21 protein-coding genes are annotated in these 23,011 nt (G+C 75.2%); 9 read left to right on the top strand and 12 right to left on the bottom strand.

From position 1 onward, the window contains the following. Nucleotides 1-3: 3 nt before the first annotated feature. The 3 genes from E1287_RS12595 to E1287_RS12605 are packed head-to-tail and all read right to left on the bottom strand — an operon-like array spanning nucleotide 4 to nucleotide 2,335. Nucleotides 4-987, bottom strand: coding sequence for a MoxR family ATPase (locus E1287_RS12595; RefSeq protein ID WP_243718909.1), 984 nt, complete (start codon nucleotides 985-987; stop codon nucleotides 4-6). Next, a complete protein-coding gene (locus tag E1287_RS12600) occupies nucleotides 972-1,466 on the bottom strand; it encodes a hypothetical protein (RefSeq protein WP_131965087.1) in 495 nt (164 codons plus the stop codon). Before E1287_RS12600 ends, E1287_RS12595 begins: the two co-directional genes overlap by 16 nt. Beyond that, complete coding sequence (locus tag E1287_RS12605; RefSeq protein ID WP_207934170.1) at nucleotides 1,463-2,335, bottom strand: DUF4129 domain-containing protein; 873 nt, start codon at nucleotides 2,333-2,335, stop codon at nucleotides 1,463-1,465. The genes E1287_RS12600 and E1287_RS12605 overlap by 4 nt, the downstream gene beginning before the upstream one ends. A 96-nt stretch (nucleotides 2,336-2,431) precedes the next feature. Here E1287_RS12605 and E1287_RS12610 point away from each other — a divergent pair, with 96 nt between their 5' ends. The 4 genes from E1287_RS12610 to E1287_RS12625 all read left to right on the top strand — a co-directional run bounded on the left by E1287_RS12610 (nucleotide 2,432) and on the right by E1287_RS12625 (nucleotide 8,391). After that, entirely contained in the window at nucleotides 2,432-3,988 is a 1,557-nt protein-coding gene (locus tag E1287_RS12610; RefSeq protein WP_131965089.1) for an FAD-dependent monooxygenase, read from the top strand. Nucleotides 3,989-4,040: 52 nt separating this feature from the next. After that, entirely contained in the window at nucleotides 4,041-4,853 is an 813-nt protein-coding gene (locus tag E1287_RS12615) for an SAM-dependent methyltransferase (protein ID WP_131965090.1), read from the top strand. 55 nt (nucleotides 4,854-4,908) lie between these two features. After that, nucleotides 4,909-5,457 carry a carboxymuconolactone decarboxylase family protein gene (locus E1287_RS12620; protein ID WP_131965091.1) on the top strand — a complete coding sequence of 183 codons (549 nt, stop codon included), beginning with the start codon at nucleotides 4,909-4,911 and terminating at the stop codon, nucleotides 5,455-5,457. Between the two features lie 891 nt (nucleotides 5,458-6,348). Beyond that, nucleotides 6,349-8,391, top strand: a complete 2,043-nt coding sequence (locus E1287_RS12625) for a hypothetical protein (RefSeq protein ID WP_131965092.1) — start codon at nucleotides 6,349-6,351, stop codon at nucleotides 8,389-8,391. Between the two features lie 11 nt (nucleotides 8,392-8,402). Here E1287_RS12625 and E1287_RS12630 read toward each other — a convergent pair whose 3' ends face one another. The 6 genes from E1287_RS12630 to E1287_RS12655 all read right to left on the bottom strand — a co-directional run bounded on the left by E1287_RS12630 (nucleotide 8,403) and on the right by E1287_RS12655 (nucleotide 15,422). After that, entirely contained in the window at nucleotides 8,403-10,052 is a 1,650-nt protein-coding gene (locus E1287_RS12630) for a phospholipid carrier-dependent glycosyltransferase (RefSeq protein ID WP_207934172.1), read from the bottom strand. 15 nt (nucleotides 10,053-10,067) lie between these two features. Beyond that, nucleotides 10,068-11,804, bottom strand: coding sequence for a sulfatase (locus E1287_RS12635; protein WP_207934173.1), 1,737 nt, complete (start codon nucleotides 11,802-11,804; stop codon nucleotides 10,068-10,070). Nucleotides 11,805-11,867: 63 nt separating this feature from the next. Then, nucleotides 11,868-12,698 carry a heme ABC transporter ATP-binding protein gene (locus tag E1287_RS12640; RefSeq protein WP_243718911.1) on the bottom strand — a complete coding sequence of 277 codons (831 nt, stop codon included), beginning with the start codon at nucleotides 12,696-12,698 and terminating at the stop codon, nucleotides 11,868-11,870. Continuing rightward, the gene (locus E1287_RS12645) at nucleotides 12,695-13,726 is read right to left on the bottom strand and encodes an iron ABC transporter permease (protein WP_131965093.1); all 1,032 of its coding nucleotides are present in this window, start codon (nucleotides 13,724-13,726) and stop codon (nucleotides 12,695-12,697) included. Before E1287_RS12645 ends, E1287_RS12640 begins: the two co-directional genes overlap by 4 nt. Further along, nucleotides 13,726-14,748 (bottom strand): ABC transporter substrate-binding protein, encoded by a 1,023-nt coding sequence (locus E1287_RS12650; protein WP_207934181.1) that lies wholly within the window; start codon nucleotides 14,746-14,748, stop codon nucleotides 13,726-13,728. Before E1287_RS12650 ends, E1287_RS12645 begins: the two co-directional genes overlap by 1 nt. Further along, a complete protein-coding gene (locus E1287_RS12655; protein ID WP_243718913.1) occupies nucleotides 14,745-15,422 on the bottom strand; it encodes a hypothetical protein in 678 nt (225 codons plus the stop codon). Before E1287_RS12655 ends, E1287_RS12650 begins: the two co-directional genes overlap by 4 nt. A gap of 102 nt (nucleotides 15,423-15,524) precedes the next feature. Between E1287_RS12655 and E1287_RS12660 the strand changes: the two genes are divergently transcribed. The 5 genes from E1287_RS12660 to E1287_RS12680 all read left to right on the top strand — a co-directional run bounded on the left by E1287_RS12660 (nucleotide 15,525) and on the right by E1287_RS12680 (nucleotide 20,254). Further along, complete coding sequence (locus E1287_RS12660) at nucleotides 15,525-16,361, top strand: hypothetical protein (RefSeq protein WP_131965095.1); 837 nt, start codon at nucleotides 15,525-15,527, stop codon at nucleotides 16,359-16,361. An 85-nt stretch (nucleotides 16,362-16,446) separates the two neighbouring features. Then, complete coding sequence (locus tag E1287_RS12665; protein WP_131965096.1) at nucleotides 16,447-17,409, top strand: hypothetical protein; 963 nt, start codon at nucleotides 16,447-16,449, stop codon at nucleotides 17,407-17,409. Nucleotides 17,410-17,482: 73 nt separating this feature from the next. Next, the gene (locus E1287_RS12670) at nucleotides 17,483-18,460 is read left to right on the top strand and encodes a DUF916 domain-containing protein (protein WP_131965097.1); all 978 of its coding nucleotides are present in this window, start codon (nucleotides 17,483-17,485) and stop codon (nucleotides 18,458-18,460) included. After that, on the top strand, nucleotides 18,457-19,611 hold the full coding sequence (locus E1287_RS12675) for a hypothetical protein (RefSeq protein ID WP_131965098.1): 1,155 nt from the start codon (nucleotides 18,457-18,459) through the stop codon (nucleotides 19,609-19,611). The genes E1287_RS12670 and E1287_RS12675 overlap by 4 nt, the downstream gene beginning before the upstream one ends. A gap of 40 nt (nucleotides 19,612-19,651) precedes the next feature. Then, the gene (locus E1287_RS12680; protein ID WP_131965099.1) at nucleotides 19,652-20,254 is read left to right on the top strand and encodes a dihydrofolate reductase family protein; all 603 of its coding nucleotides are present in this window, start codon (nucleotides 19,652-19,654) and stop codon (nucleotides 20,252-20,254) included. On the opposite strand, the gene E1287_RS12685 is transcribed toward E1287_RS12680, so the two are convergent. From E1287_RS12685 to E1287_RS12695, 3 genes are read right to left on the bottom strand one after another with little or no spacing between them, the layout of a single operon-like run. After that, nucleotides 20,223-21,059: a class II fructose-bisphosphate aldolase gene (locus tag E1287_RS12685; protein WP_243718915.1), complete on the bottom strand. Its 837-nt coding sequence runs from the start codon at nucleotides 21,057-21,059 to the stop codon at nucleotides 20,223-20,225. The genes E1287_RS12680 and E1287_RS12685 overlap by 32 nt on opposite strands. Next, nucleotides 21,052-21,975: a 1-phosphofructokinase family hexose kinase gene (locus E1287_RS12690; RefSeq protein ID WP_131965101.1), complete on the bottom strand. Its 924-nt coding sequence runs from the start codon at nucleotides 21,973-21,975 to the stop codon at nucleotides 21,052-21,054. Before E1287_RS12690 ends, E1287_RS12685 begins: the two co-directional genes overlap by 8 nt. Continuing rightward, nucleotides 21,972-22,883, bottom strand: coding sequence for an SIS domain-containing protein (locus tag E1287_RS12695; protein WP_131965102.1), 912 nt, complete (start codon nucleotides 22,881-22,883; stop codon nucleotides 21,972-21,974). The genes E1287_RS12690 and E1287_RS12695 overlap by 4 nt, the downstream gene beginning before the upstream one ends. Nucleotides 22,884-23,011: the final 128 nt, after the last annotated feature.

Genomic DNA, 23,011 nt, shown 5'->3' on the forward strand with positions numbered 1-23,011 from the left:
GGCTCATGCGGGCTGGTCCGCGGCGCGCGGCACGGGGACCCGGCCGAGGATCTCCGTGACGACGTCCTCGCCGCTGATCTGCCGGACCCACATCTCCGGCCGCAGTACGAGCCGGTGCGCGAGCGCCGGTACCGCGACGGCCTTCACGTCTTCGGGCAGCACGTAGTCGCGGTCGGCGAGCAGCGCGTGCGCCCGCGCGACCTGGACGACCCCGAGCGTCGCCCGCGAGCTGGCCCCGACCGTCACCTTGAGGTGCTCGCGCGTCGCCGCCGAGAGCGCGACCGCGTACCGGACGATCGCGTCGTCGACGTGCACCCGCTCGACGCACTCGCGCATGGCGAGCACGTCGTCCGGCCCGGCCAGCGCGCGCAGGGCGGGCGGCGCCGCGCCGCGGGAGAGCCGCCGGGCGATCATCTCGCTCTCCTTGTCGGCGGAGAGGTAGCCGAGCCGGATCCGCAGCGCGAACCGGTCGAGCTGCGCCTCCGGCAGGGGGTAGGTGCCCTCGTACTCGATCGGGTTGTCGGTGGCCAGCACGATGAAGGGGCGCGGCAGCGGACGGGTCTCCCCGTCCGCGCTGACCTGCCGCTCCTCCATGGCCTCCAGCAGCGCGGCCTGGGTCTTCGGGGGCGTCCGGTTGATCTCGTCCGCCAGCAGGAGCTGGGTGAACACGGGGCCGGGCCGGAATTCCACGTCGGACGTGCGGGGATCGTAGACGGCGGCGCCGGTCAGGTCGGCGGGCAGCATGTCCGGCGTGAACTGGACGCGCGCGAAGTCCAGGCCGAGGACGGTGGCGAACGTCCTGGCCAGCAGCGTCTTGCCGAGCCCCGGAAGGTCCTCGATCAGCACGTGGCCGGACGCGAGGACGCCCGTCAGCACCAGCTCGACGGCGGCGCGCTTGCCGACGACGGCCTTCTCGACCTCGTCGAGGACGTCCTGGCAGCGCGCCGCCGCGGCGGCGGGCGAGTCGATGGTCAGTCGTTCGGCCACAGTTCCTCCAGTCGGGTCACGACGGCTCGCAGGCCGGCGAGGTCCGGGCCGGGCGGGAGCGCGTCGGTGGAGCGGGGACGGTCCGGGGCGACGAACGGCCACACGTCGTCTCCCACCAGCACCCTGGCCCGCGCGGGATCGCGGTGGACGTCGACGCCGTGCCGCTCGGCCAGCGCGGCGGCGAACAGCCGGACGAGCAGCGGCCGTGTCACGGAGTCGTAATGCCGGGCGGACACCTGCGACCACGACACCGCCTCGCGGACCCGCCGGTACGAGGGGAATTCCCGCAGCTCGTCCGGTACGTCCGGCGTCCCGACGGCCGGGCGGGACGGGAGTGCGGCGGGCAGCCCCGCCCGGGCGGCGAGCAGCCCGAGGACCGCCAGCCCGGCGGCCAGGATGACCACGGCCGCGGCGCCGGCGGCGAGGTAGGCGGCGGCGAACCCGCACCCGGCGGCCGCCACCAGCGCGGCGGCTCTCATACCCGGCTCCCGGCGCGGAGCGACTCCAGCGCGGCCAGCGCCTCCGCCCGGTGCCGCCCGGTCACCGGGCGGTCGCTGTACCGGGCCTCCCTGAACAGGCCGGTCAGCGTGGTCGCGGCGTCCAGCCCGGCCAGCCCGGAGCCGGAGGCGCGGGCGAGCACCTCGGCCGGGGTGTCGCTGGCGTGCGGGGCGGCGCCCGCCTCCGCCAGGACCCCCTCCATCACGGCGTAGCAGGCGATCACGGCGGCCCGTGCGTCGGCGGTGCCCCGGAGCGCCCGGCTCCCGGCCTCCGCCGCCTCCTCGAACCGGTCCGAGGGCGGCGGCCCGGCGGGCGCCGCGGGCGGGCGGCGGCGCCCGCCGAGTCGCCGCCACCGCCGGTTCCGGTACCGGACGGCCACCCAGGCCGCCGACACGATCAGTGCGATCATCGCGAGGGTGAGGACGGCCGCCATGGCCGCCGGGGGGACCAGCCAGGGGGATTCGCGCTCCAGATCCTGCCTCGGCCACTCGTGCATCGGGAGGTCATCCGGCGGGGGGAGCTCCACATGGAGGGGCCCGCGCAGTGCGAGGACCGCCAGACCTAGGGGCAGCCCCAGCACGAGAAGCACGAAACCGGTCGCCAGGGCCCCCGTCCACCGGCCGAACACCGGTTCGCTCGCCCCGTCACGGCGCCTGCGCAGGGCGGCGACCATCAGCACGACCGCGATCGCCTCCAGCGCCGCGAGCGCGATCAGCGACGACGTCGAGGGCCGGTGCACGTACAAGTCCAGCCACAGGCCGGCGTAGGCCCGCACCCCGTACGCGCCCGCCGCGAGGAGGAGCGCCGCCGCGCCCGCCCTGCCCAATTCCCGGCGGGTCGGCGTTCGCACGCGGGACATAGGCCATTGTGCGCACGGGCCGGGCCCGGCTTGATCAAATATGGCCGCCCCTGGCCATCGCCGCCCGTGCCGGGGCACCATTCAGATGTGGGCTCCTGGAGTGACGGCGAACCGGTCGTGATCGTCGGCGCCGGGCCGGTCGGCCTGGTCACGGCGCTGCTGCTGGCCCGGCACGGCGTGCCGAGCGTGGTGCTGGAGGCGGCGGCGCGGCGCGACCCGTCCGGGTCCAAGGCGATCTGCTTCCAGCGGGACGTCCTCGACGTGCTCGACCGGGTCGGCTGCGCCGAGCGGATGATCTCCCGCGGCGTGACGTGGACGACCGGCCGCACCTACTACCGGGGCGAGGAGCTGTTCGCCGTCACGTTCCCCGAGCCCGGGCGGAGCGCGGTGCCGCCGTGGCTCAACATCTCGCAGGCGGAGGTCGAGGCGCACCTGCGGGATCTCGCCGACGCCGAGCCGCTCGCCGACGTCCGGTACGGGCATCCCGTCTGCGGGCTCCACCAGGACGAACGCGGCGTGGAGGTGGACGCGGGCGCGACCGTCCGCGGCAGCCACGCGGTCGGCGCGGACGGCGGGCACAGCACCGTCCGGCGGCTGCTCGGCATCCCCTTCCCCGGGCGGACGTTCGCCGACAAGTTCCTCATCTGCGACATCCGGGCCGAGCTGCCGTTCCCGAGCGAGCGGCGGTTCTTCTTCGACCCGGAGTGGAATCCCGGGCGGCAGGTCCTCGTCCACCAGTGCCCGGACGGGACGTGGCGGATCGACTGGCAGGTGCCCGGCGACCACGACCTCGACGCAGAGCGCGCGTCCGGGGCGCTGGACGCCCGCATCCGGAAGATCGTCGGGGACGTCCCGTACGAGCTCGTGTGGTCGAGCGTGTACCGGTTCCACGAGCGGCGGGCCGCGACGTTCGCGTCCGGCCGCGCGTTCCTCGCCGGGGACGCCGCCCACCTGTACGCGCCGTTCGGCGCCCGCGGGCTGAATTCGGGCGTGCAGGACGCGGAGAACCTCGCGTGGAAGCTCGCGTTCGTCCGGCGCGGCCGGGCGCCCGAGAGCCTGCTGAGCAGCTACGACGTCGAGCGCAGGGCCGCGGCGGGGGAGAACCTCCGGGTCACCACGCGGACGATGGAGTTCCTCGTCCCGCACACGCCGGGGCAGCGCGCCCGGCGGCTGGAGGCGCTGGAGAAGGCGCGGACCGACCCCGCCGCCCACAAGATCATCGACTCGGGCCGCCTGGCCGAGCCGTTCTGGTATCTGGACTCGCCGCTGACGACGCCGTCCGGCGCGCTCGACGGGTTCCCGCGCGAGCCGGGGGCCGTCCGCCCGCCGGTGCCGGGCGTGATCTGCCCGGACGGCCCGTGCGTCGTCTCCGGCGAGCCCACCCGGCTGCGCCGCCTGCTCGGCACGGAGTTCGTCGTCCTGACCGCGGCACGGCATGCGGCGGAGCTGCAGACCGATGTCCCGCACCGCGTCCACGCGCTGGACGACATCGACGCCGAGGGCGTCCTGCGGGCGGCGTTGCGGGCCGGGCCGGACACCGTCCACGTCGTCCGCCCGGACGGCCACCTCGCGGGCGTGCTCCCCTCCTACGATCCCGGGGCCGTGACGGGGGTCCTTGACAGGGCGTGTGGCCGTCCGGTGTAGCGTCGGTCATCCCGCCTCACGGGCCCGCCGTCACGGGCGAAGGAGGAGCCGCATGGCCACGGACGACATCGCACGCCCCGACCCCACGAGGGCGGACAGGCCCCTCTCGGCGCGGGTGTGGGACTACTGGCTCGGCGGCAAGGACCACTACGAGGTCGACCGGGAGGCCGGGGAGCGGGTCGCGCGGCAGGTGCCGGGGATCGTCGCGGCGGCGCGGACCGACCGGCTGTTCCTCGGACGGTGCGTCCGGCACCTCGCGGGCGAGGAGGGCGTCCGCCAGTTCCTCGACATCGGCACCGGCCTGCCCACCGTCGACAACACGCACGAGATCGCGCAGCGGGTCGCGCCGGAATCCCGCGTCGTCTATGTCGACAACGACCCGCTCGTGCTCGTGCACGCGCGGGCGCTGCTCACCAGCGCGCCGGGCGGCGCCACCGACTACATCGACGCGGACGTCCGCGATCCGGACCGCGTCCTCGCCGAGGCGGCCGCGACCCTCGACATCGGCAAGCCGGTCGGGCTGATGATGCTCGCCCTGCTTCACCTCGTCACCGACGAGGACGAGCTGCGGCACATCCTGGCGCGGCTGGTCGGCGCGCTCGCGCCGGGGAGTTTCGTGGCGCTGTCCCACGCCTGCCTGGACGTGGACGTGACCCGCCTCGCCGTCAGCGCATGGAACGAGAGCGGCACCCCGCACCCCATCAAGGCCCGGACGAGCAAGGAGATAGAGGCCCTCTTCGACGGCCTGGAACTGCTGGAGCCCGGAGTGGTGTCGTGCTCGCGGTGGCGTCCCGAGCCCAACCCCTGGGGCGAGCCGCAGGAGACCATGACCTTTTGTGGAGTGGCGAGAAAACTACCCGCGTGACGGCGTTCGGTAGAGGATCAAGGGACCAGGAGAACTTCCGTGAAGGGGCGGTCCCGTGGCGCACATCGAGTTGGACGACGCCGTCCCCGGGCTGCCGTCCCTGCTCCGGTTCCGGCCCGAGACGGCGGGGCCGCTCAGCGCGCTCGCGGAGGCCCTGCTGCGCGGCCCGAGCCCGCTGGAGCGCGGTGAGCGGGAGCTGATCGCGTCCTACGTGTCGGAGCTGAACGGGTGCCGCTTCTGCGCCGGGTCCCACGGGGCGTGCGCCGCCGCGCAGCTCGACGGCGGCGCGACGCTCGTCCGGCAGGTGCACGCCGACCCGGCCATCGCGCCGATCGGCGGGAAGCTCAGGGCCCTCCTCGGGATCGCCGCCGCCGTCCAGCGCGGCGGCCGGGAGGTCGGCGACGAGCACATCGGCCCGGCCCGCGAGGCGGGCGCCACCGACGTCGAGATCCACGACACCGTGCTCATCGCCGCCGCGTTCTGCATGTACAACCGGTACGTGGACGGCCTCGGCACCAGCCTCCCGGCCGACCCGGCCGCCTACGCGCAGGGGGCCGAGCGTCTCGTCGAGCACGGGTACGCGAGCCTGCACCGCCCGGGCTGAGCCCGCCGAAACCCCGTTGGCTGAGCCCGCCGAAACTCCGTTGGCCGGGGCGTCCGGGACGGGGATGATGGGGCGCGTGAAGATCAGGCTTGCGGGCGGTGTCGTGGCCTCGGGGCGGTGCGCCTGGGCCGCGCGTCCCGGCGGGCCCGTCAGGCTGCCCGGCGACCAGGACGGCCCGGCGGCGCGTCCCGGCGAGGCCGTCGCGCTCGGACCGGACGCCGCCGCCGTCGAGGACGTCGAGCACGCCGTCACGGAGCTGGCGCGGCTCGTCAGGGCCGGGGGAGTGGTCGCGGCCGGCGCGGGCGTCGACCTCGGCGGGGGCTTCCGCTCCGCACGCCTGGACGGCGCGCGCGGCGATCAGCGCGACGCCGTCCTCGCGGCGCTGCGCGTCGTCGGCCTCGACAATGCGCACAAGCTGGGCGACCGGGCGGGGTACCTGGTCGCGCTGTTCGGGCCGGCGGTCACGAAGCGGGTGGGCGCGGCGGCCGCCCGGGCCGTCGGCGAGGGACGGTGGGCGGCGCTGCATCTGGCGGTCGCGGCCAGCGACGTCCTCGGGCCCGAGCAGCTGGAACGCGTCCTCGCACTCGAGGCGCCCAAGGACGCCGACCTCATTCCCGGCGGTCAGCCGTCGGTGCTCGGGCAGCATCTCCGGCAGGTGTTCCGGGACGTGCCGCGCCCCCGGCGGCTCGACCCGATCCTGGACCTGTGGGCGCGGGTGCTGGAGCACCACGAGGGCGCCGCCCGGCGCAAGCGGCGGCTGGCGACGCAGAGCAGCCGCGACCGGGTGCCCGACCTGCGCAAACGCCGTACCCATTTCGAGGACGAGCAGATCCTGCACCGGGTGCGGTACGCGCTGGGTGTCGCCGAACCGTCGCTCGCCGACGCCGCGCGGTGGGTGCCCGACGAGCGGTACTGGCGGCCCGGCTCGACCGGATTCTCAACGACGCGCTCGGCGCCACGGCCTTGCTCCGCACCGCCGTGGCGGTCGCCGACCACGGCCTGGAGGACGGCCTGGCGCGCTCGGCCGGCGTCATCGCCGCGGCGGCGGCGGAGGTGGACGACCTGCACGCCACAGAGTCGGCCCGGCGCGTCCCCGGCCTGACCGGTCTTCCGGCTCGTCCGGCCGCCTACGTGCGCGACATCCACCGCAGGATCGGCGACGGCAAGCCGCGCGACGCCAAGTTCGCCGCCTACGTCCGGCCGCGCCTGTCGTGCGCCCGCGCCTTCGCCCTCCTGATCATCGAGGACGTCGGCCTGGCGATGCGGGAGCTGCGCGGCCCGTTCGCCGAATACCTGCGGCACTGGGCGGCGGCCGGCCTGCACGGTTGGCGGGAGGCGGCCGGGTACGTCCGCCCGCCCGGCGAGTGGTCCGGGATCCCGCCGTGGACGGGCCCGCTGCTGGGGAACGCGGCCCCGCTGCACGAACGGCTCGCGTCCGGGCAGGACCCGGCGTCCGTGGAGATGGTCGGCGACCTGCTCTGGTACGCCGACCTGGTCGACGCCCTCGCCCGGCTGCATGGGCACGAGCGGGCGCAGGCGACGCCCGGCACCGGGGAGCCGTGGTTCGAACACGACCCGGAGCCCGTCTCCGAGCGGCTCGCGCCGCGGCTCGACTCGGTCACCCTCGCCGTGTCGGGCGCCGCGCAGCTCGTCGCGCTCGGCGGCGTCCCGCCGCGCGGCGCCCGCGCCTGGACGGACCTCACCGCCGGCCTGCTGGCGGGCACCGCGATCGCCGAGGCCCTGACCGGCGACTTCGCCGTCCCGGCCGCGCTGCTGGAGCGGGACGGAACGGCCGTCCCCGGCGCCGCCGTCCGGTTCAGGATCGCGCGCAGCGCCCGCGACCTGTCGGAATGGTCGGAGTACATGGGCAACTGCATCGCCGGGCCGTTCTACATCGACGACGCCAAGAACGGACGCAGCGGGCTCGCGGGCCTTTACGACAAGCACGGGCTGCTGGTCGCCAACGCCGAGTTGCTGCCGCTGCGGCCCGCGTCGCGCGGATGGCGGGTCAGCGAGCTCGCGGCGAGGTTCAACGACGAGCCGGATGCGGAGCTGGCGCGGCGGTTCCGCGACTGGGTCGCCGCGATCCCGGGCCCGGTGAAGGCCGAGCCCGCCCAGGGGCAGGAGGAGCTGCCGCCCGTCCGGCCCGCCGCCCGGCGGCGCGCCGCGCCGCGTCTCGTCGAGGACGTCGGCCAGGCGCTCGGGCCGCTCGCGGAGCGCGCCTGGCGGGAGACCGCCACCGAGGCCCTCGGCGTCTTCGCCGCGATCGCCGCGACCCCGCCGGACGCCGCGCTCGTCCGGCTGCGCCGCCTCGGGAGCGAGCGGTTCACCGGCGCCGTCCGGCGCGCGCTGGAGAGCGGCGACGTCGACCTCGTCGGGCTGTGGACGGCGACCGGGAGCCGCCCCCTCGGCACGGCCCTCGACGCCCTCGACCCGGCGCTGCGCGGCCGCTTCGACCAGCTCCCGCTGCTGCTCGGCGAGCCGCCGCTGCCGAAGGCGCTGCACAGGCTCGTCAAGCTCCCCGCCATCGCCGACGCCTACGCCCTCGACCTGGCCGGACGGCGGGCGCGCCGGGCGATCGGGCTCCTGGCCGTCCAGGACGACCCGGCCCTCGCCGCCGCCGTCGCGCGGCGCACGACCGAGCCGCTCCTCTGTGCGCTGACCGTCGCGGTCACTTGCGCCGCGCCCGAGACCGAACTGGCGACCGTGACCGCTCCGCGCTCCGTGCGCGTCCCGGGGTTCCCGGCCACCGCTCTCGATGACGACGACGGCCCGTGGCGGCGGCGCGCCGTTTCCGCCGCCCGCGAACTCGGCGCGGACACCGCGCGGTTCTGGGACGAGATCGCCGCGCACGGGCTGCGCGTCCCCGCGTCCTGGCTGCCGCCCGGCGGGTGGACGGCGCTCTGGGCCCGCGCCCACAGCCACCGCCGCTGACCCGCCGCTGATCAGGGTCGGCGGAAGATGGTGATCGAATGCCCGACCCCGTCGATCGGCTCGCTCGTCGCGATCAGCGGGGTCAGCCTCGGGTCCGACTTGGCGATCCAGCTGTCGGACACCACGAGCAGCCCGCGCACCCGTCCGGGCGGCACGGCGAGCGGGTCGGACGCGCGGATGCCGTAGTAGGACGGGACGCCGCTGCCCTTGTAGGCCAGCCACACCTGCTCGCCCCGATACCGGTCGCGGAGGCGGTCGGCGAGACGCCGGAGGTCCTGGCCCCAGTCGACGTTGGAGTCGTGCAGGCGCAGATGGGTCTTGGACGGCCCGCCGAACGCCTCATTGGAGTAGGGCAGGTAGAGCGGGTACGTCCGCAGCGAGCTGACGGCGACGAACAGCAGGAGCGCGCCCACCACGGTGGGCGTCCACCGCCACCGGAGCGCGGTCGCCGCGCCCGCCGCCACCGCCAGGAACATCGGGACGGCGATGGCGTACCGGACGCCGAGATCGCGGGAGCCCGTCATGGCCGCGCCCAGCAACACGGCGGCGGGCACGAGGACGTACGGCGCGGCGGGACGAAGCCGCGGCACCGCGCACAGCGCGGCGATCCCGATCACCCACAGCGCGAGCATCCCCAGCGGCGTCTTCACCAGGAACGCGGCCGGGAGGTAGTACCAGCGGGAGCCCAGGTAGACCTCACCGAACAGGAACCCGGTCCAGCGCAGGTCCTCGAAGCCGAACTGGACGCGCATGCCGTCGCGGAACGGCTCCGGGAAGGGCAGCCCGGCGGCGGCGAGGCCGCGCAGGCCGTCGACGTCCGGGACGCCGGCGGGTGCCGTCCAGCGGAGCCGCGGGTCGACGGCCAGGTAGGACGCCCACACCACCGCGGCCACCGCCAGGGCGGTCCCGGCCGCCCATGCGACGCCGTCCATGACGCGGTGGCCGCGCGCGGACCAGACCGAGACCACCACCAGCGCCAGCAGCACCGGAACGGCCGGGAGGGCGCTCATCTTGGTGGCGACCGCCGCGCCGAGAGCCGCCCCGGCGAGCGGGAGGCAGAGCCGCGGACGCAGCCGCGCCCGCCACAGCAGCCACGCGGACGTGAGCAGGAACCCGGCCATCGGCACGTCCAGTGTGGCCAGGGAACCGTGCGCGATGACGTCGGGGGAGAAGGCGTACAGGGCGAGCGCGACGAGCCCGCCGCCGGAGCCGGTGAGGTCGCGGGCGAAGGCGAACACGACCAGCCCGAACAGCAGCGTCAGGACGACGACCGGCAGCCGCGCCGCCAGGAGCAGCCCCTGCGCGTCGTTGCCCGACTCGTACAGCAGATGCCGTCCGACCGCTTGCTGGTCTCCGGTGAACTCCGGGTCGAGACGTGGTCCGGTGAGCACGGCCCCGGCGCCGATGAGCAGCTTGCCGAGCGGCGGATGCTCGGCGTTGGGCCGGAGGTCGTGCTCCTTCAAGTAGATCACGCCGGACGCCACGTACACCGGCTCGTCGATCGTCGGGCTCTGCCGCACGGCCGTCGAGACCATCGCGAAGGCCATCTCCGCCAGCAGCGCCACCACGACGAGCGTGAGCAGCCAGCGCCGACGACGGCGCGCCGGTGCCTCGCGCGGAGGCGCCGGCGCGTCTTCGGGCTCAGCGGACAGCGAGGTCACCGCGCCACCTTCGCATCACCCGCCGAACGCGGTCAGGAACCGGTCGCGGAAGTCGCTCATCGGCCAGACCGGGCCGTTCTTCGCCGGGCGCAGGCCGTCCTGCCAGCCCCATCCGGAGACCTTGTCCAGGACGGCCTTGTCCTTGGCGACGATCGTGACCGGGACGTCGCGTCCCGCGTCCGGGCCGGTGATGAGCGGCGCGGGCTCGTGGTCGCCGAGGAAGACGAGCACGAGGTCGTCGTCGCCGTAGGTCTCCACGTACGAGACGAGCGTGTTCAGCGTGTACTCGATCGACTTCCGGTACTCGGTGCGGACGTGTCCGCCGGTCGGCCATGCCGCGTCGTAGCCCTTGCCCATGCCGGTGAACACGGAGCCGTCGCCGACCTGGTCCCACCCGACGAGCCGGGGGAGGGACGCCCAGGGCGCGTGACTCGACACCAGCGCCGTCTCCGCCATCACCGGCGCCCTGTCCTTCCTGTCGAGCTCGGCGCGCTGCAGAACCGACAGCGTGTACTGGTCGGGCATGGTCGCGAAACTGAAGCGCGGCCCCCGGTAGCCGAGGTTGCGGTTGTCGTAGACCTTGTCGTAGCCGAAGAACGACCCCTCCGGCCAGGCGCGCGTGATGGCGGGCATGAGCGCGACCGTCCGGGAGCCGGCGCGGCGGAACGCCTGGTTGAGCGTGAACCGGTCGCTCTGGACGAGCGTCCGGTACCGCTGCGAGTTGTCGACCCACAGCCCCGACAGCAGGGTCGCGTGCGCCAGCCAGCTCCCGCCGCCCGCCGTCGAGGAGGTGAGCCAGCCGCTCCGGGCGGAGAACCCGGCGGCGCCGAGCCGCCGCGTCCCGGCGTCGAGGACGGCGCCGACCTGCGGCGCGTACTGCGGGTTCTCCACGGCGGTGCGCCCGTAGCTCTCCACGAACGCCAGCACGACGTCCTTGCCGCGCAGGCCCGTCAGCAGCCGGTCGCCGGGAGTGTCGCGGAACGCGTCGACGGCGGCGGCCTCGGCGAACTCCTCCTTGTCGTTCAGGCTGTCCCGGACCTGCCGCGCGTGGTCGTAGGCGAGGACGGCGTCGCTCCGCGCCGCGACCGGCACGCCGTCCACGAACTGGGCCCCGAGCGCCGCGCACACCACCCAGGTCACGCCGAGGACGGCCGCCGCCCCGGCCGCCTTCCTGTCGTGCCGGACGACCACGCGGCTGAGCCGCAGCGCCGACATCGCCATCAGCACGACCACGGCCACGATCAGCGCGACCACCACGACCACGGCGCCGATCGCCCCCGCCCGTCCGGCCGACTCCTCGACGAACTCCACCGCCGGGTGCAGCAGCGGCCAGTCGAGCACCAGGTCGAACGGCCGGACCAGCACCGCGTCGAAGCCGATGTCCATGACCTTCAGGACGGTCAGCACGCCCAGCAGCCCGCCCGCCGCCAAGGCCGCGTACCGCCTCGCCCGCTCCGGCGCCGCGAGGACCAGGACGACCCCCGCGATCCCCTCCACCGGGATGCGCGCGAACGCGGCCGGGGTGAGGTGCGCGAACTCGTCCGGCAGGACGAGCGCGACCAGCACGAACAGGAACGCCGCGACGGTGACGGCCCGTCCCGCGGCGCGCCGCCGCCTGGTCGGCGGGGTCGCCTCCGCGGCGTCCTCCCGCTCTGCTGCTTCTTCCCGCTCCGCGCGGCTATCGGTGGTCAGCGCGTCCTCCCCAGCTCGGCCGGTTCGCCCGGCCCGGTCCCGGCCGCCGTCTCGCGACACCCACAGCACGGACGTCGCGCGGCCGCCGGTTCAACGCTTCCATCGATCACCGGGGTGAGGCCATCACCCCGGCCCGGAGCGGCGCGGCAGGATCAGCGGACGTCCCGTGCGCGGATGCGGGACGACCTCGACGTCATGCCGGTAGACGTCGCTGAGCAGCTCAGCCGTGAGCACGTCGGCGGGCGGCCCGCAGGCGGCGAGGCGGCCCCCGGCGAGCACCGCGACGCGGTCGGCGTGCGCGGCGGCGAGCCCGAGGTCGTGCACGACGGCGACGACGGCGGCCCCGGCGGCGGCGCGTTCCCGGACGACGCCGAACACCATCTCCTGGTGGTGCAGGTCGAGCGCGGCGGTGGGCTCGTCCAGCAGGAGGGTGCCGGTCCGCTGCGCCAGGACGCGGGCCAGCGCGACCCTGGCCTGCTCGCCGCCCGACAGCTGCGGGTAGGGGCGGTCCGCGAACCCGGTGACGTCCGTCTGGCGCATCGCCTCGGCGACGGCGGCCTCGTCGTCGTCCTCCAGCGGGGTCCCGGCCCAGGGCGCGCGGCCCATGCCGACGACCTGGGCGACGGTGAACGGGAACGCCACGGTCTGCCGCTGCAGCAGGATCGCGCGCCGCATCGCCAGCTCGGCGTGGCTCCACGCGCCGAGCGGCTTGCCGTCCACCGTGATGTCCCCGGTGGACGCGACGTCACCGCCGACCGCCGCCAGCAGCGTCGACTTCCCCGCGCCGTTCGGGCCGACCAGCGCCAGCACCTCGCCCGTCCGCACGGTCAGATCGACGTCCGCGAGGACCGTCCGGGCGCCGCGTTCCACGCGCAGCCCCCGCACCCCGACCGCCGCCGACCCGGCCGGGACGGGGCCGGGCATGATCGGCCTCCGGACGCGCAGGCCGATCACGCCCAGCCTCCCGAGCCGTGCCGGGCGCGGCGCAGCAACCAGAAGAAGAACGGGCCGCCGAGCAGCGCGGTCAGCACGCCGAGCGGGAGCTCCTGGTAGGCGATCGCGGTCCGGGCGACGAGGTCCGCCGCGACCAGCACGACGGCGCCGCCGAGCGCGCTCGCCGGGATGAGGGTCCGGTGCCCGGGCCCCGCGACCATCCGCACCAGGTGCGGGACGACGAGCCCGACGAACGAGATCACCCCCGCGAACGCGACCGCCGCCGACGTCAGCAGCGCGATCAGGACGATCGCGGTGAAGCGCAGCCGCTCCACGTCCACGCCCAGGTGGCGGGCGGTGCGCTCGCCGAGCGACAGCAGGTCGAGCCGCCGCGCGCAGCCGAGCGCTACCGCGAGTCCCGCGGCGGCCAGCGGCGCGACGGTCGCGACGGCGTCCCAGTTCGCGCCCGCCAGGCTCCCGAGGTTCCAGGACGTGATGGCGCGCAGCGCGTCGTTGCCGGCCGCGAACATCAGCAGCCCCAGCAGCGCGCTCGCCACCGCGTTCACCGCGATGCCGGTGAGCAGCAGCGTCACCACCTCGGTCCGTCCCGCCGACCGCGACACCGCGTACACCAGCAGCGTGGTGACCAGGCCGCAGCAGAACGCGGCGGCCACGATCGTCCAGTTGCCGAGGACGGTCAGGCCGAACACGATGACGGTGGCGGCGCCGACCGCCGCGCCCCACGACACCCCGATGACGGCTGGCTCGGCGAGGGGGTTGCCGAAGACGCCCTGCATGACGGCGCCGGAGCAGCCGAGCGCCGCGCCGGCGACGACGGCCAGCGCGACGCGCGGGAACCGCACGATCCACAGCGCGTTGTCGCCCTGCGCGGCGGCGGGACGCGGCCCGGCGTCGAGCCCGACGCGGTGCAGGATCGACCCGATGACCTGGTCGGGCGGGACGCTGACCTGCCCGATCCCGGCCGCGACGACGCACAGCACCACCAGCACGACGCCGAGCGCGACGAGCAGGACGGAACCGCGCCGCATCAGCACGTCCGGTGGACGGCGGCGGCGAGCGCGGAGATCGTCTCTCCGGTGCGCGGGCCGAAGGACAGCAGCGTCCCGTCGTCCACGTCGATGATCCGGCGGTTCAGCCCGGCGGGGGTCTGCGCGACGCCCGGCAGCTTGAGCAGGCCGGAGACGCCGCCGACCGACTTCAGCCCGGCGGTCATCACCAGCAGCACGTCCGGCGCGGCGTTGATCAGCCCCTCGCTGGTCAGCGGCCGGAAGCCGGACAGGCCGAGGGACGAGCCCGCGTCCGCCGCGCCGATCGCCTCGATCATCGCGTCCGACCCGGCGCCCTTCCCGCCGATCAGGTAGACGCCCGCGCTGCCCCGGACGTAGAGGAACGCGACCTTGAGCCGCGCCCCCGACGCGGACTTCGCGGCCTCCTCGATCTGGCCGTCCACCCGGGCGGCGAGCCTCCGGCCCGCGTCCGGGACGCCGAGCGCCCCGGCCACCGCGCGGATGTGCGGGCCGATCGCGGGGAGCGTCTGGCGGTCGTCCACGAGCACGACCGGGACGCCGGCCTGCCGGATCTGGTCGAGCACCTCCGGCGGCCCGATGCTCTTGTCGGTGATCACGACGGACGGGTCGAGCTTGAGCACCCCCTCGGCGGACAGGTCGTGCCCCTGCCCGGTGACCAGCGGAAGCGCTTGCGCGGCCGGGAACGTGGTGGAGATGTCGCGTCCGACGAGCCGGTCGCCGAGACCCAGTCCGTAGACGATCTCTGCCAGCGACCCGTACAGGTTGACGGCGAGGACGCGCCGCACATCGCGGACGGTCACGTCCCTGCCGTCGGCGGACCTGACGGTGACCGGCAGCTCCGGCTCGTCCGGCTTCCCGACGGGCTCCGGGTTCCCCTTCGGCGCGGAGACCGTCCCCGCTCCGCACCGGGCGGCCGGATCGGTGCCGCTCCCCGGCACCCCGGCCTTGCCGATCCCGCACCCGCCGAGCAGCAGCGCACCGCCCAGCACGAGCGCCGCCACCGCCTTGGTCGATCGGATCACGCGGCGGCCCCGGCTCCGGATCCGGCCCCGGCTTCGGCGGTCGCGGCCGGGCCCCGGCGGCGCAGGACGAGCAGCGCACCGCCACCGGCCACGGCGACCCCGCCGGCGCCGATGGCGGCCCAGGCCCATACGGGGAGTCCGCCGTCGCCTCCGAACGCCACCGGCACCCGGACGTCCTGCGAACGGTCGGAGGCGCGCGTGTGGTCGGACCGGGACACCACGGCGCACCGCACCTCGGTGCAGTCGACCGACCCGGAGAGAGCCGACCCGATGCGGATCTTCACGTCGAAGGTGCCGCCGGGCCCGTACGGGACGGCGAGCCCCTTCCCGTACGGCGGCGGGTTGGACGAGACCCACTGCGACGCCCCGGCCGTCCCGGACGTGTCCGCGCCCCCGCCGCACGGCGACGGCACCTTCCCGGCCCCGTCGTCCTTGCACAACGCGATGTAGATGCCTTTGCGCGTGTCGAACCCCGAGCCCTTGACCTGTACGGTGGCGCCCTTTGTGGGCAGGCCGTCCACCTGCGAGACGGTGAGGGTCTGCCCGGACGGGCCGGTGGCCTTCCCGGCGTCCGCGTGCGCGCCCGGCGTGAACGCGGCGGCACCGCAGGCACAGGCGGCGGCCGTCAGGACGAGCGCCGCGATCGGACGTGCGGTGGTGCGTGCTGCGTGCATCGGGCGTCAGTCCCTCGGAGGCGATTCGCGGCCCACCAGGGCCTTTACCAAGATTCGCCGCATACATTAGCTTAGGCTTGCCTAACTTTTAAGAGGTGAGCCTTGCCTAACTTCAGAGCGTCCCGGCGCGGCGCCGTCGTCGCCGCGACCGCCGCCGGCCTGCTCGTGGCCGCGTCCCTGCCCGCCCACGCGGCGTCGGTTCAGGTGGCCCCGACGTCGGGCGTGAACCCGGCGGGGCAGGCGGTCACGGTCCGCGGCTCCGGCTTCGATCCCGTGCGGAACAACAAGTTCGGCGTGTACGTCGTCTTCGGGCCGCGCCGCCCGGACTGGACGTCGAACTCCAACGCCTACCTGGCGGCGAACTGGGTGCATCCAGGCGGCTCCGGCGGCGGGCAGGCGCGGATGAGCCCGTCAGGCGGCTTCTCGGTGACCCTCTCGGTGAAGGCGAAGTACACCGACGGCGACGGCAGGAAGGTCGACTGCCTGGCGACGCAGTGCTACGTCATCACGATGGCGGCGCACGGCGTCCCCGACCGCAGCCAGGACACCTTCACGCCGATCCGCTTCAAAGGCTCCGGCACCGGTTCCGGGCCGGGGTCGGCGACCGGTCCCGGCGGCACGGCGAACTCGGCCGGAAGCGGCCAGGGGAGGGCGGCATCGGGCTCGGGGCCCGGCGCGCAGGGCGTTCCGGGCGCGTCCGCGACGGGCGGCCCGTCCGGCACGGCCTCGCCGTCTGCGACACCGGACGGCGCATCGCTCGCCGGCGCCTCTCCGGCCGGGGCGTTCGAGCAGACGGCGTCGGGCGGACGGGCCGCGTCCCCGTGGCCGTTCTGGGCCGCGACGGCGGCCGCCGCCGCGGCCGCGCTGATCGCGCGGACCGTGCTTCGCCGCCGGTCAGCGCGGTCCGGACGGCGCCGCGATCTCGGTCACAGTCCTTGATTCCGGCCGGGACTCCGTTACAGTCCTCGATTTAGGTAAGGCTTACCTAAGTTCTTGCCTTCCGTTCTCCCCGCGAGAGGAAGCCATGAGACAGGCGACCACACGGATCACCCAAGGCGGTGCGGTCATCGCCGCCGCCGGGCTGATCACGATCGGACTCGGCGCGGCGCCCGCGCTCGCCGCAGGCCCGGCCACCACCGTCACCCCGGCGACCGGGGCCGATCCCGCCGGGCAGGACCTCGCCGTCCAAGGCAGCGGGTTCGACCCCGCCGCCAACGGCGGCCTCGGCGTCTACGTCGTGTTCGGGCCGAAGGTCCCCGACTACTGGACGAACGCGGGCGCCTTCCAGGCGTCCAAGTGGGTGCACAAGAACGGCGCCGGAGAGAACAAGCTCAACGCCGACGGCACCTTCGCCCTCACCCTCCCGGGCGTCAAGGCCAAGTACACCGACGGCAGCGGCAAGGCCGTCGACTGCCTGACGACGCAGTGCTACGTCATCACGATGGCGGCGCACGGCTCGGCGGACCGCAGCCAGGACACCTTCACGCCGGTCACATTCGTCGGAGGCGAAAACCCGGGCCCAGGCGGCCCTGACCCGGTGGGCAAGGGCGAGCAGAAGCTGTCCGCGAAGGTGAACAACGGCGCCCTCACCCTCTCCCTGGACGGCGACTCGGCCCAGCTCAGCACGGTCGCGCCGGGACAGCACTCCACAGGGGCGCTGCGCACCGCCACGGTCACCGACGCGCGCGGCACCCAGGCGGGCTGGAGCCTGGTCGGGGAGGTGACCGACTTCAGCCACGCGCAGGGCGCGACGATCCCGAAGGCCAACCTCGCGTGGAGCCCGACCGCGCAGGTCGTGGACGACGGCTCGCAGGGCGCGGTCACGCCGGGCACGGCGGGCCCGCTCGGGACGGCCCGGACGCTGGCGTCGTCCGCCGCCGGGAGCAGCGGCGGCGTGTTCCAGGCGGGCGCCGGGCTGGACCTCGGCGTCCCGGCCGGGACCTCGCCCGGCGACTACACCGCGACCCTCACCCTGACCCTTTCCTAAGAGGCGGAGGCGGGGTGGGAATGGTCGAAGCATCCCCACCCCGCCCGGACAGAGAGTACGCGGAGCGAAGCAGATGAAAGCATTCCGTGGCGGGGCGATCCTGGTGGCGGTGCTGCTGCTCGCGGCCCCCCTCGCCGCTCCGGCGCCTGCCACCGCGCATGCTGGGGCTCCGGCGCCGGGCGGGCTCGCGTGGTCGGTCAAGCCGTCCGGGGCGAACGGCCAGGCCCGGCGCGACTTCTTCGTGTACACGCTCTCGCCGGGTCAGCGCGTCCGTGACAGTGTCGTGATCAGCAACCTGAGCGACCGCCCGCTGACGTTCCGCGTGTACGCCACGGACGCCTTCAACACCTCCGACGGCTCGTTCGCGCTCCTCACCGCCGACCGGCAGGCCACGGGCGTCGGCACCTGGATCTCCATCCCGGGCGCGCCCGCCCGGACCGTCGGACCGGGCAAATCCGCGCGCGTGCCGTTCACGTTGACAGTGCCCTCGGAAGCCACTCCCGGCGACCACTCCGGCGGGGTGATCGCCGCCGTCACCGAGCAGACGACCGGCGCGCAGGGGCAGCGCGTCAACGTCGACCGCCGCGTCGCCGCCCGCGTCTACGCCCGCGTCAACGGGGCGCTCTCATCGTCCTTGCAGGTGGAGTCGCTGACGGTCGCGCCGGAGAGCGCGTGGCTCGGGACGGGGAGCGTCCTGGTCACCTACCGGGTCCGCAACGCGGGCAACGTGCGGCTCGCCGCGACGACGCGGATCGGCGTGAGCGGCCCGTTCGGCATCGGGCTCGGACGCGCCGCCACCCGGCGGGTGCCCGAACTGCTGCCCGGCAACGCCTACACGTTCACCGACCGCGTCCGGGGCGTGTTCCCCGCCGGGCCGCTCACCGCGACGCTCAAGCTGACCCCGCTCGACGCGATGGCCGCCGCGCCGGGCGCGGCGCGCCCGACCGTCCGCACCGCCGGATGGTGGGCCGCGCCGTGGACGGTCATGGGCGTGGTCGTGATCGCCGTCGCCGCCCTGCTCGTGCTGCGCCGCCGCAGGACGCGGTCATGAAGGCGCTCCTGGCCGGGACGTTCGCGCTCCCGTCCCTCCTCTTCGGCGCGCCCGGGCCGTCCGTCGAGATCGACCGCGCCGAGGCGAAGCCGGGGGACACCGTCACCGTCGACCTCGCCGCCTGGCCCGCCGGGAACGTGCTGATCGAGCTGTGCGGCAACGGCGGCGAGCGCGGCTCCGCCGACTGCGCGGTGGCCGCCGCGGCGACCACGTTCGTGACCGGGCAGGGCCGCGGCACCGCGATGATCACGGTCGTGAAACCGCCGATCGGCTGCCCCTGCGTCGTGTCGGCCCGCCCGGTCAGCGGCGGGCGGGCGCGTACCGTCCCGCTGAAGATCGAGGGCGTGCCGGTGCTCACGGCGGCGCAGCGGCGCACCGTGTCGGCGGGTCCGGCGCGGGACCTCACCGTGTCGGGGGTTCGGGTGAGCGGGGGCGGGCCGTCCGCCGCGTGGTTCGCCGGGCCCGCCGAGCGGACGGTGACGTTCACCGTCCGCAACACCGGGGCCGCGCCCGTCACCGACCCGCCGCTCACCCTGGCGGCCGGACGCGGCGCCGAGCCGACCGGCATCCTGGACGCCCCCAAGATCGGGACGCTCGCCCCCGGCGAGGAACGCACCTACGAGGTCGACGTGACGCTGCCCGGTCCCGCGTTCGGCCGGTACACGGTCGTGGGGGAGCTGACCGGCGTCGACCGCCCAGCTCGGTTCACGGCGCACACGTCCTCGTACCCGTGGGCGCTTCCCGCGCTGCTCGCGCTGGCCGTCCCGGCGACCGTGGTCAGGGAACTCACGAGCAAGCGCAGACCCGTCCGCCGCCCGGTCCCTGCCGAGCCCGTCGCGCGGACGGCGGCCGGCATGAACGAGATCGTCGCCGCGAACATCCGGCAGTGGCGCCTCGTCCGCGACCTGCCCAGGACGGCGCTCGCAGAGAAGCTGACCTCGCTCACCGGCACCGCCTGGACGGCCGACCAGATCGAGCGCGCGGAGACCTTCACACCGCCCCGCCGGTTCGACGCCGACGAACTGCACGCGTTCAGCCGCGCCCTGGACGTCCCGCTCCCCGCTCTCTTCCTCTCACCGACCGGATACAAAATTTTCCGTGCGGATGTGGAGGCGGATGTAGAGGACGCGGGCACGGCTCCGACCATCTGATGAGCGGCGCCGGAAGGGCGCCCGGATGGGAGGCACCGACATGAGCAAGGTCACCTGCGACATCGGCATCTCGGTGGACGGCTACGCCGCCGGCCCGAACCAGCGCGTGGACGAGCCGATCGGCGACCGCGGCGAGCTGCTGCACCGCTGGATGTTCGAAGAGGCCGAGGCCAACGCCGAGATCATCGAGTCCGTCACGGACGCGGGCGCGTTCATCATGGGGCGCAACATGTTCACCGCCGGGCGCGGCGAGTGGGACCTGGAGTGGAACGGCTACTGGGGCGAGGAGCCGCCGTACCACGCGCCGACCTTCGTCCTGACCCACTACCCGCGCGAGCCGGTGCCGATGAAGGGCGGGACCACGTTCCACTTCGTCACCGACGGCATCGAGGCCGCGCTCGCCCGCGCCCGGGACGCGGCGGGAGACCGCAACGTCTCGATCTGCGGCGGCGCCCACACGGTGAACCAGTACCTGGCGGCGGGCCTGATCGACGAGCTGCGCCTGCACATCGCGCCGATGGTCCTCGGCGGCGGCGAGCGGCTGTTCGAGGGGGTCGGCGACATCGGCCTCGAACAGACCGCCGTGTCGCACAGCGGCCTCGTCACGCACGTCACGTACCGTGCCACGGCGCCGCGCGGATGACGCCCAGGAGGCGCGCCACCTCGGCGGCGACGGCGTCGCGGCCCGGGGCGAGGTAGCGGCGCGGGTCCACCACGGCGGGGTCCGCGGCCAGCCGGCCGCGGACCGCCGCCGTGTAGACCTCGTTCAGGCGGGTCGCGATGTTGATCTTCGTCATGCCGTGCGCGACGGCGGCGGCGAGCGTTTCGTCCGGCACCCCGGACGAGCCGTGCAGCACCAGCGGCACGGGCACCGCCGCCCGCAGCCGCGCGATCAGCGCCAGGTCCAGGACGGCGTCGCGGGTGAGCATCGCGTGGGACGTCCCGACCGCGACGGCCAGCGCGTCCACGCCGGTCGCCGCGACATAGCGGGCCGCCTCGCCGGGGTCGGTGCGGGCGTGAGGGGCGTGCACGCCGTCCTTGCCGCCGACCTCCCCGAGCTCCGCCTCCACCCAGACGCCGTCCGCATGGCAGCGGGCGGCCACCTCGGCCGTGCTCGCCACGTTCGCGTCATGGCCGAGGCGGGACGCGTCGAACATCACCGACCCGAACCCCAGCGCGACGGCCTCCGCGACCAGGCCGGACGACGTCGCGTGGTCCAGGTGGACGACGACCGGGACGGCGGCCGCGCGCCCGACCTCCAGCACCGCCCGCCCGATCGGCGCGAGCGCGCCGTGGTAGGCCGCGCAGTTCTCGCTCACCTGCAGCACCACGGGCGCCCCGGCGCGCTCCGCCCCGGCGACGATCGCCTCCGCGTGCTCCAGCTGGATCACGTTGAACGCCCCGAGCCCGCGCCCCCGCGCGGCGGGCCCGGCGACGACGTCACTCATGGCCGCGAGCGGCATGGCCCTCCCCGGTCCGGACGGCGACACGCGAGAGCAGCGCGGGCAGTTCGCCGACGTCGACCTCACCGGCGACGGGGGAGCGGACCGCGCACGCCGCCAGCGCGACCGCGTTCCGGAGCCGCTCCGGCCAGGGCAGACCTTCCGCCAGGCCCGCGGCGAGACCGGCCGCCAGCGCGTCGCCCGCGCCCGTGGGATTGCCGGGTTCGGGACGGTCCAGAGCCGCGCGGAGCACGCCGTCCGGGGTCCCGGCGAGGACCCCGTCCGCGCCCAGCGAGACGACGACGGCGGTCGCGCCCGCGTCGCGGAGCGTCCGGATCCCGGCGGCCGGATCGCCGGTGCCGGTGGCGCGGGCCAGCTCCCCGGCGTTCGGCTTCACCACGGCGGGACGTCCGGCGAGGCCGAGCCGCAGCGGCTCCCCGTCAGCGTCCAGGATCACCGGGCCGGGGGCGCGGCGGGCCAGCTCGGCGTAGGCGTCCGGCGGGACGCCCGGCGGGAGGCTCCCCGACAGCACCGCCACGGCGGCGTCACTGGCCAGCCGCTCGTAGTCGCTGAGGAAGGCGGCCCACTCGTCGCCGGTCACCGCGGGCCCCGGCTCGTTGAAGACCGTGACCTCGTCGCCGACGACGGTGACCGTCCGGCGCGACTCCCCGGACGCCCGCGTGAACGACGCGGGCACGCCCAGCGAAGCGAGGCCCTCCTCGATCTGCAGCCCGGTGACGCCGCCCACCAGCCCGGCGGCCGTCACCTCATGCCCGAGACCGTGCAGGACGCGGGCCACGTTGACGCCCTTGCCGCCCGGCCGCCGGTGCACCGCCGCCACCCGGTTCACCTCGCCGAACCGGACGTCCGGCACCTCGTAGGTGTCGTCGAGCGCGGCGTTCAGGGTGACGGTGAGGATCATGCCCTGTCGTTCCCGATCACAGGGCCGTCCAGGATCACCGAGCGGGTGAGGTGGCGGGGACGGTCCGGGTCGAGGCCCGCCCCCTCGGCCAGCGCGACCGCCACGCGCTGGACGCGGACGAGCTCCGCCAGCGGATCGGCGCCGGACGCGCGCAGCAGCCCGCCCGTCGCCCGCACCTCGGCGGCCAGGCCGTCCGGGACCGTCCCGAACATCCACACCGCGCGGCCGGGGCCGGTGATGCTGATCGGGCCGTGCCGGTACTCCATCGCCGGGTACGCCTCCGTCCAGAACCGGGCGGCCTCCCGCATCTTGAGCGCGGCCTCCTGCGCGACGCCGGCCGTCCAGCCGCGCCCGAGGAAGGTGAACTGGCGGGCGTCCAGCAGGTCCGGCGGGAGCGGATCGCGGACGGCGGCCTCCGCGTCGGCGATCGCGCCCGCCACGTCCTCGCCGAGATGGGCGCGCAGCAGGATCAGCTGCGACGTGGCGAACCGCGTCTGGACGACCGACTCCTCGTCCGCGAAGTCCAGGGCGATCACCTCGTCGGCCCGCGCCGCGACGGGCGCGTCCGGGACGGCGGTGATCGCGGTCGTGCGGACCTTCCCGGCGAGGCGGCCGAGGACGTCGAGCACCTCGGTCGTCGTCCCGGACCGGGTCAGCGCCAGCACCCGGTCGTAGCGGCGGGCGAGCGGCGCCTCCGAGGCGGCGAACGCGTCGGTCTCGCCGTGCCCGGCGGCCTCGCGCAGCGAAGCGTACGCCTGCGCCATGAACCACGAGGTCCCGCAGCCGATCACCGCGACCCGCTCGCCGCGTCCGGGGAGCGCGCCCGCCGCGCCGCCCGCGAGGTGGGCGGCCAGGCGCCAGCACTCCGGCTGGGCGGCGATCTCGACGCTGATCCGGCTGTCGCCCATGAGTCCTCGCCTCTGCACGTTTCAGCTCAAAACTCTCCACAATCATTCATAAACGTGCAGCAAGACACAAGCCATGGAATGTTGCCGGGCTCGCGGACGGGTAGGACAGCGGTCGCGGATTGCGACAT

The sequence above is a fragment of the Actinomadura sp. KC06 genome, assembly GCF_004348735.1.
Classification (GTDB): domain Bacteria; phylum Actinomycetota; class Actinomycetes; order Streptosporangiales; family Streptosporangiaceae; genus Spirillospora.

Coding starts and splice junctions, on each gene's coding strand:
- E1287_RS12690 (WP_131965101.1), bottom strand. CDS start 21,975: ATGATCCTCACCGTCACCCTGAACGCCGCGCTCGACGACACCTACGAG.
- E1287_RS12685 (WP_243718915.1), bottom strand. CDS start 21,059: ATGAGTGACGTCGTCGCCGGGCCCGCCGCGCGGGGGCGCGGGCTCGGG.
- E1287_RS12645 (WP_131965093.1), bottom strand. CDS start 13,726: ATGCGGCGCGGTTCCGTCCTGCTCGTCGCGCTCGGCGTCGTGCTGGTG.
- E1287_RS12665 (WP_131965096.1), top strand. CDS start 16,447: ATGAGACAGGCGACCACACGGATCACCCAAGGCGGTGCGGTCATCGCC.
- E1287_RS12680 (WP_131965099.1), top strand. CDS start 19,652: ATGAGCAAGGTCACCTGCGACATCGGCATCTCGGTGGACGGCTACGCC.
- E1287_RS12670 (WP_131965097.1), top strand. CDS start 17,483: ATGAAAGCATTCCGTGGCGGGGCGATCCTGGTGGCGGTGCTGCTGCTC.
- E1287_RS12615 (WP_131965090.1), top strand. CDS start 4,041: ATGGCCACGGACGACATCGCACGCCCCGACCCCACGAGGGCGGACAGG.
- E1287_RS12655 (WP_243718913.1), bottom strand. CDS start 15,422: ATGCACGCAGCACGCACCACCGCACGTCCGATCGCGGCGCTCGTCCTG.
- E1287_RS12675 (WP_131965098.1), top strand. CDS start 18,457: ATGAAGGCGCTCCTGGCCGGGACGTTCGCGCTCCCGTCCCTCCTCTTC.
- E1287_RS12600 (WP_131965087.1), bottom strand. CDS start 1,466: ATGAGAGCCGCCGCGCTGGTGGCGGCCGCCGGGTGCGGGTTCGCCGCC.
- E1287_RS12695 (WP_131965102.1), bottom strand. CDS start 22,883: ATGGGCGACAGCCGGATCAGCGTCGAGATCGCCGCCCAGCCGGAGTGC.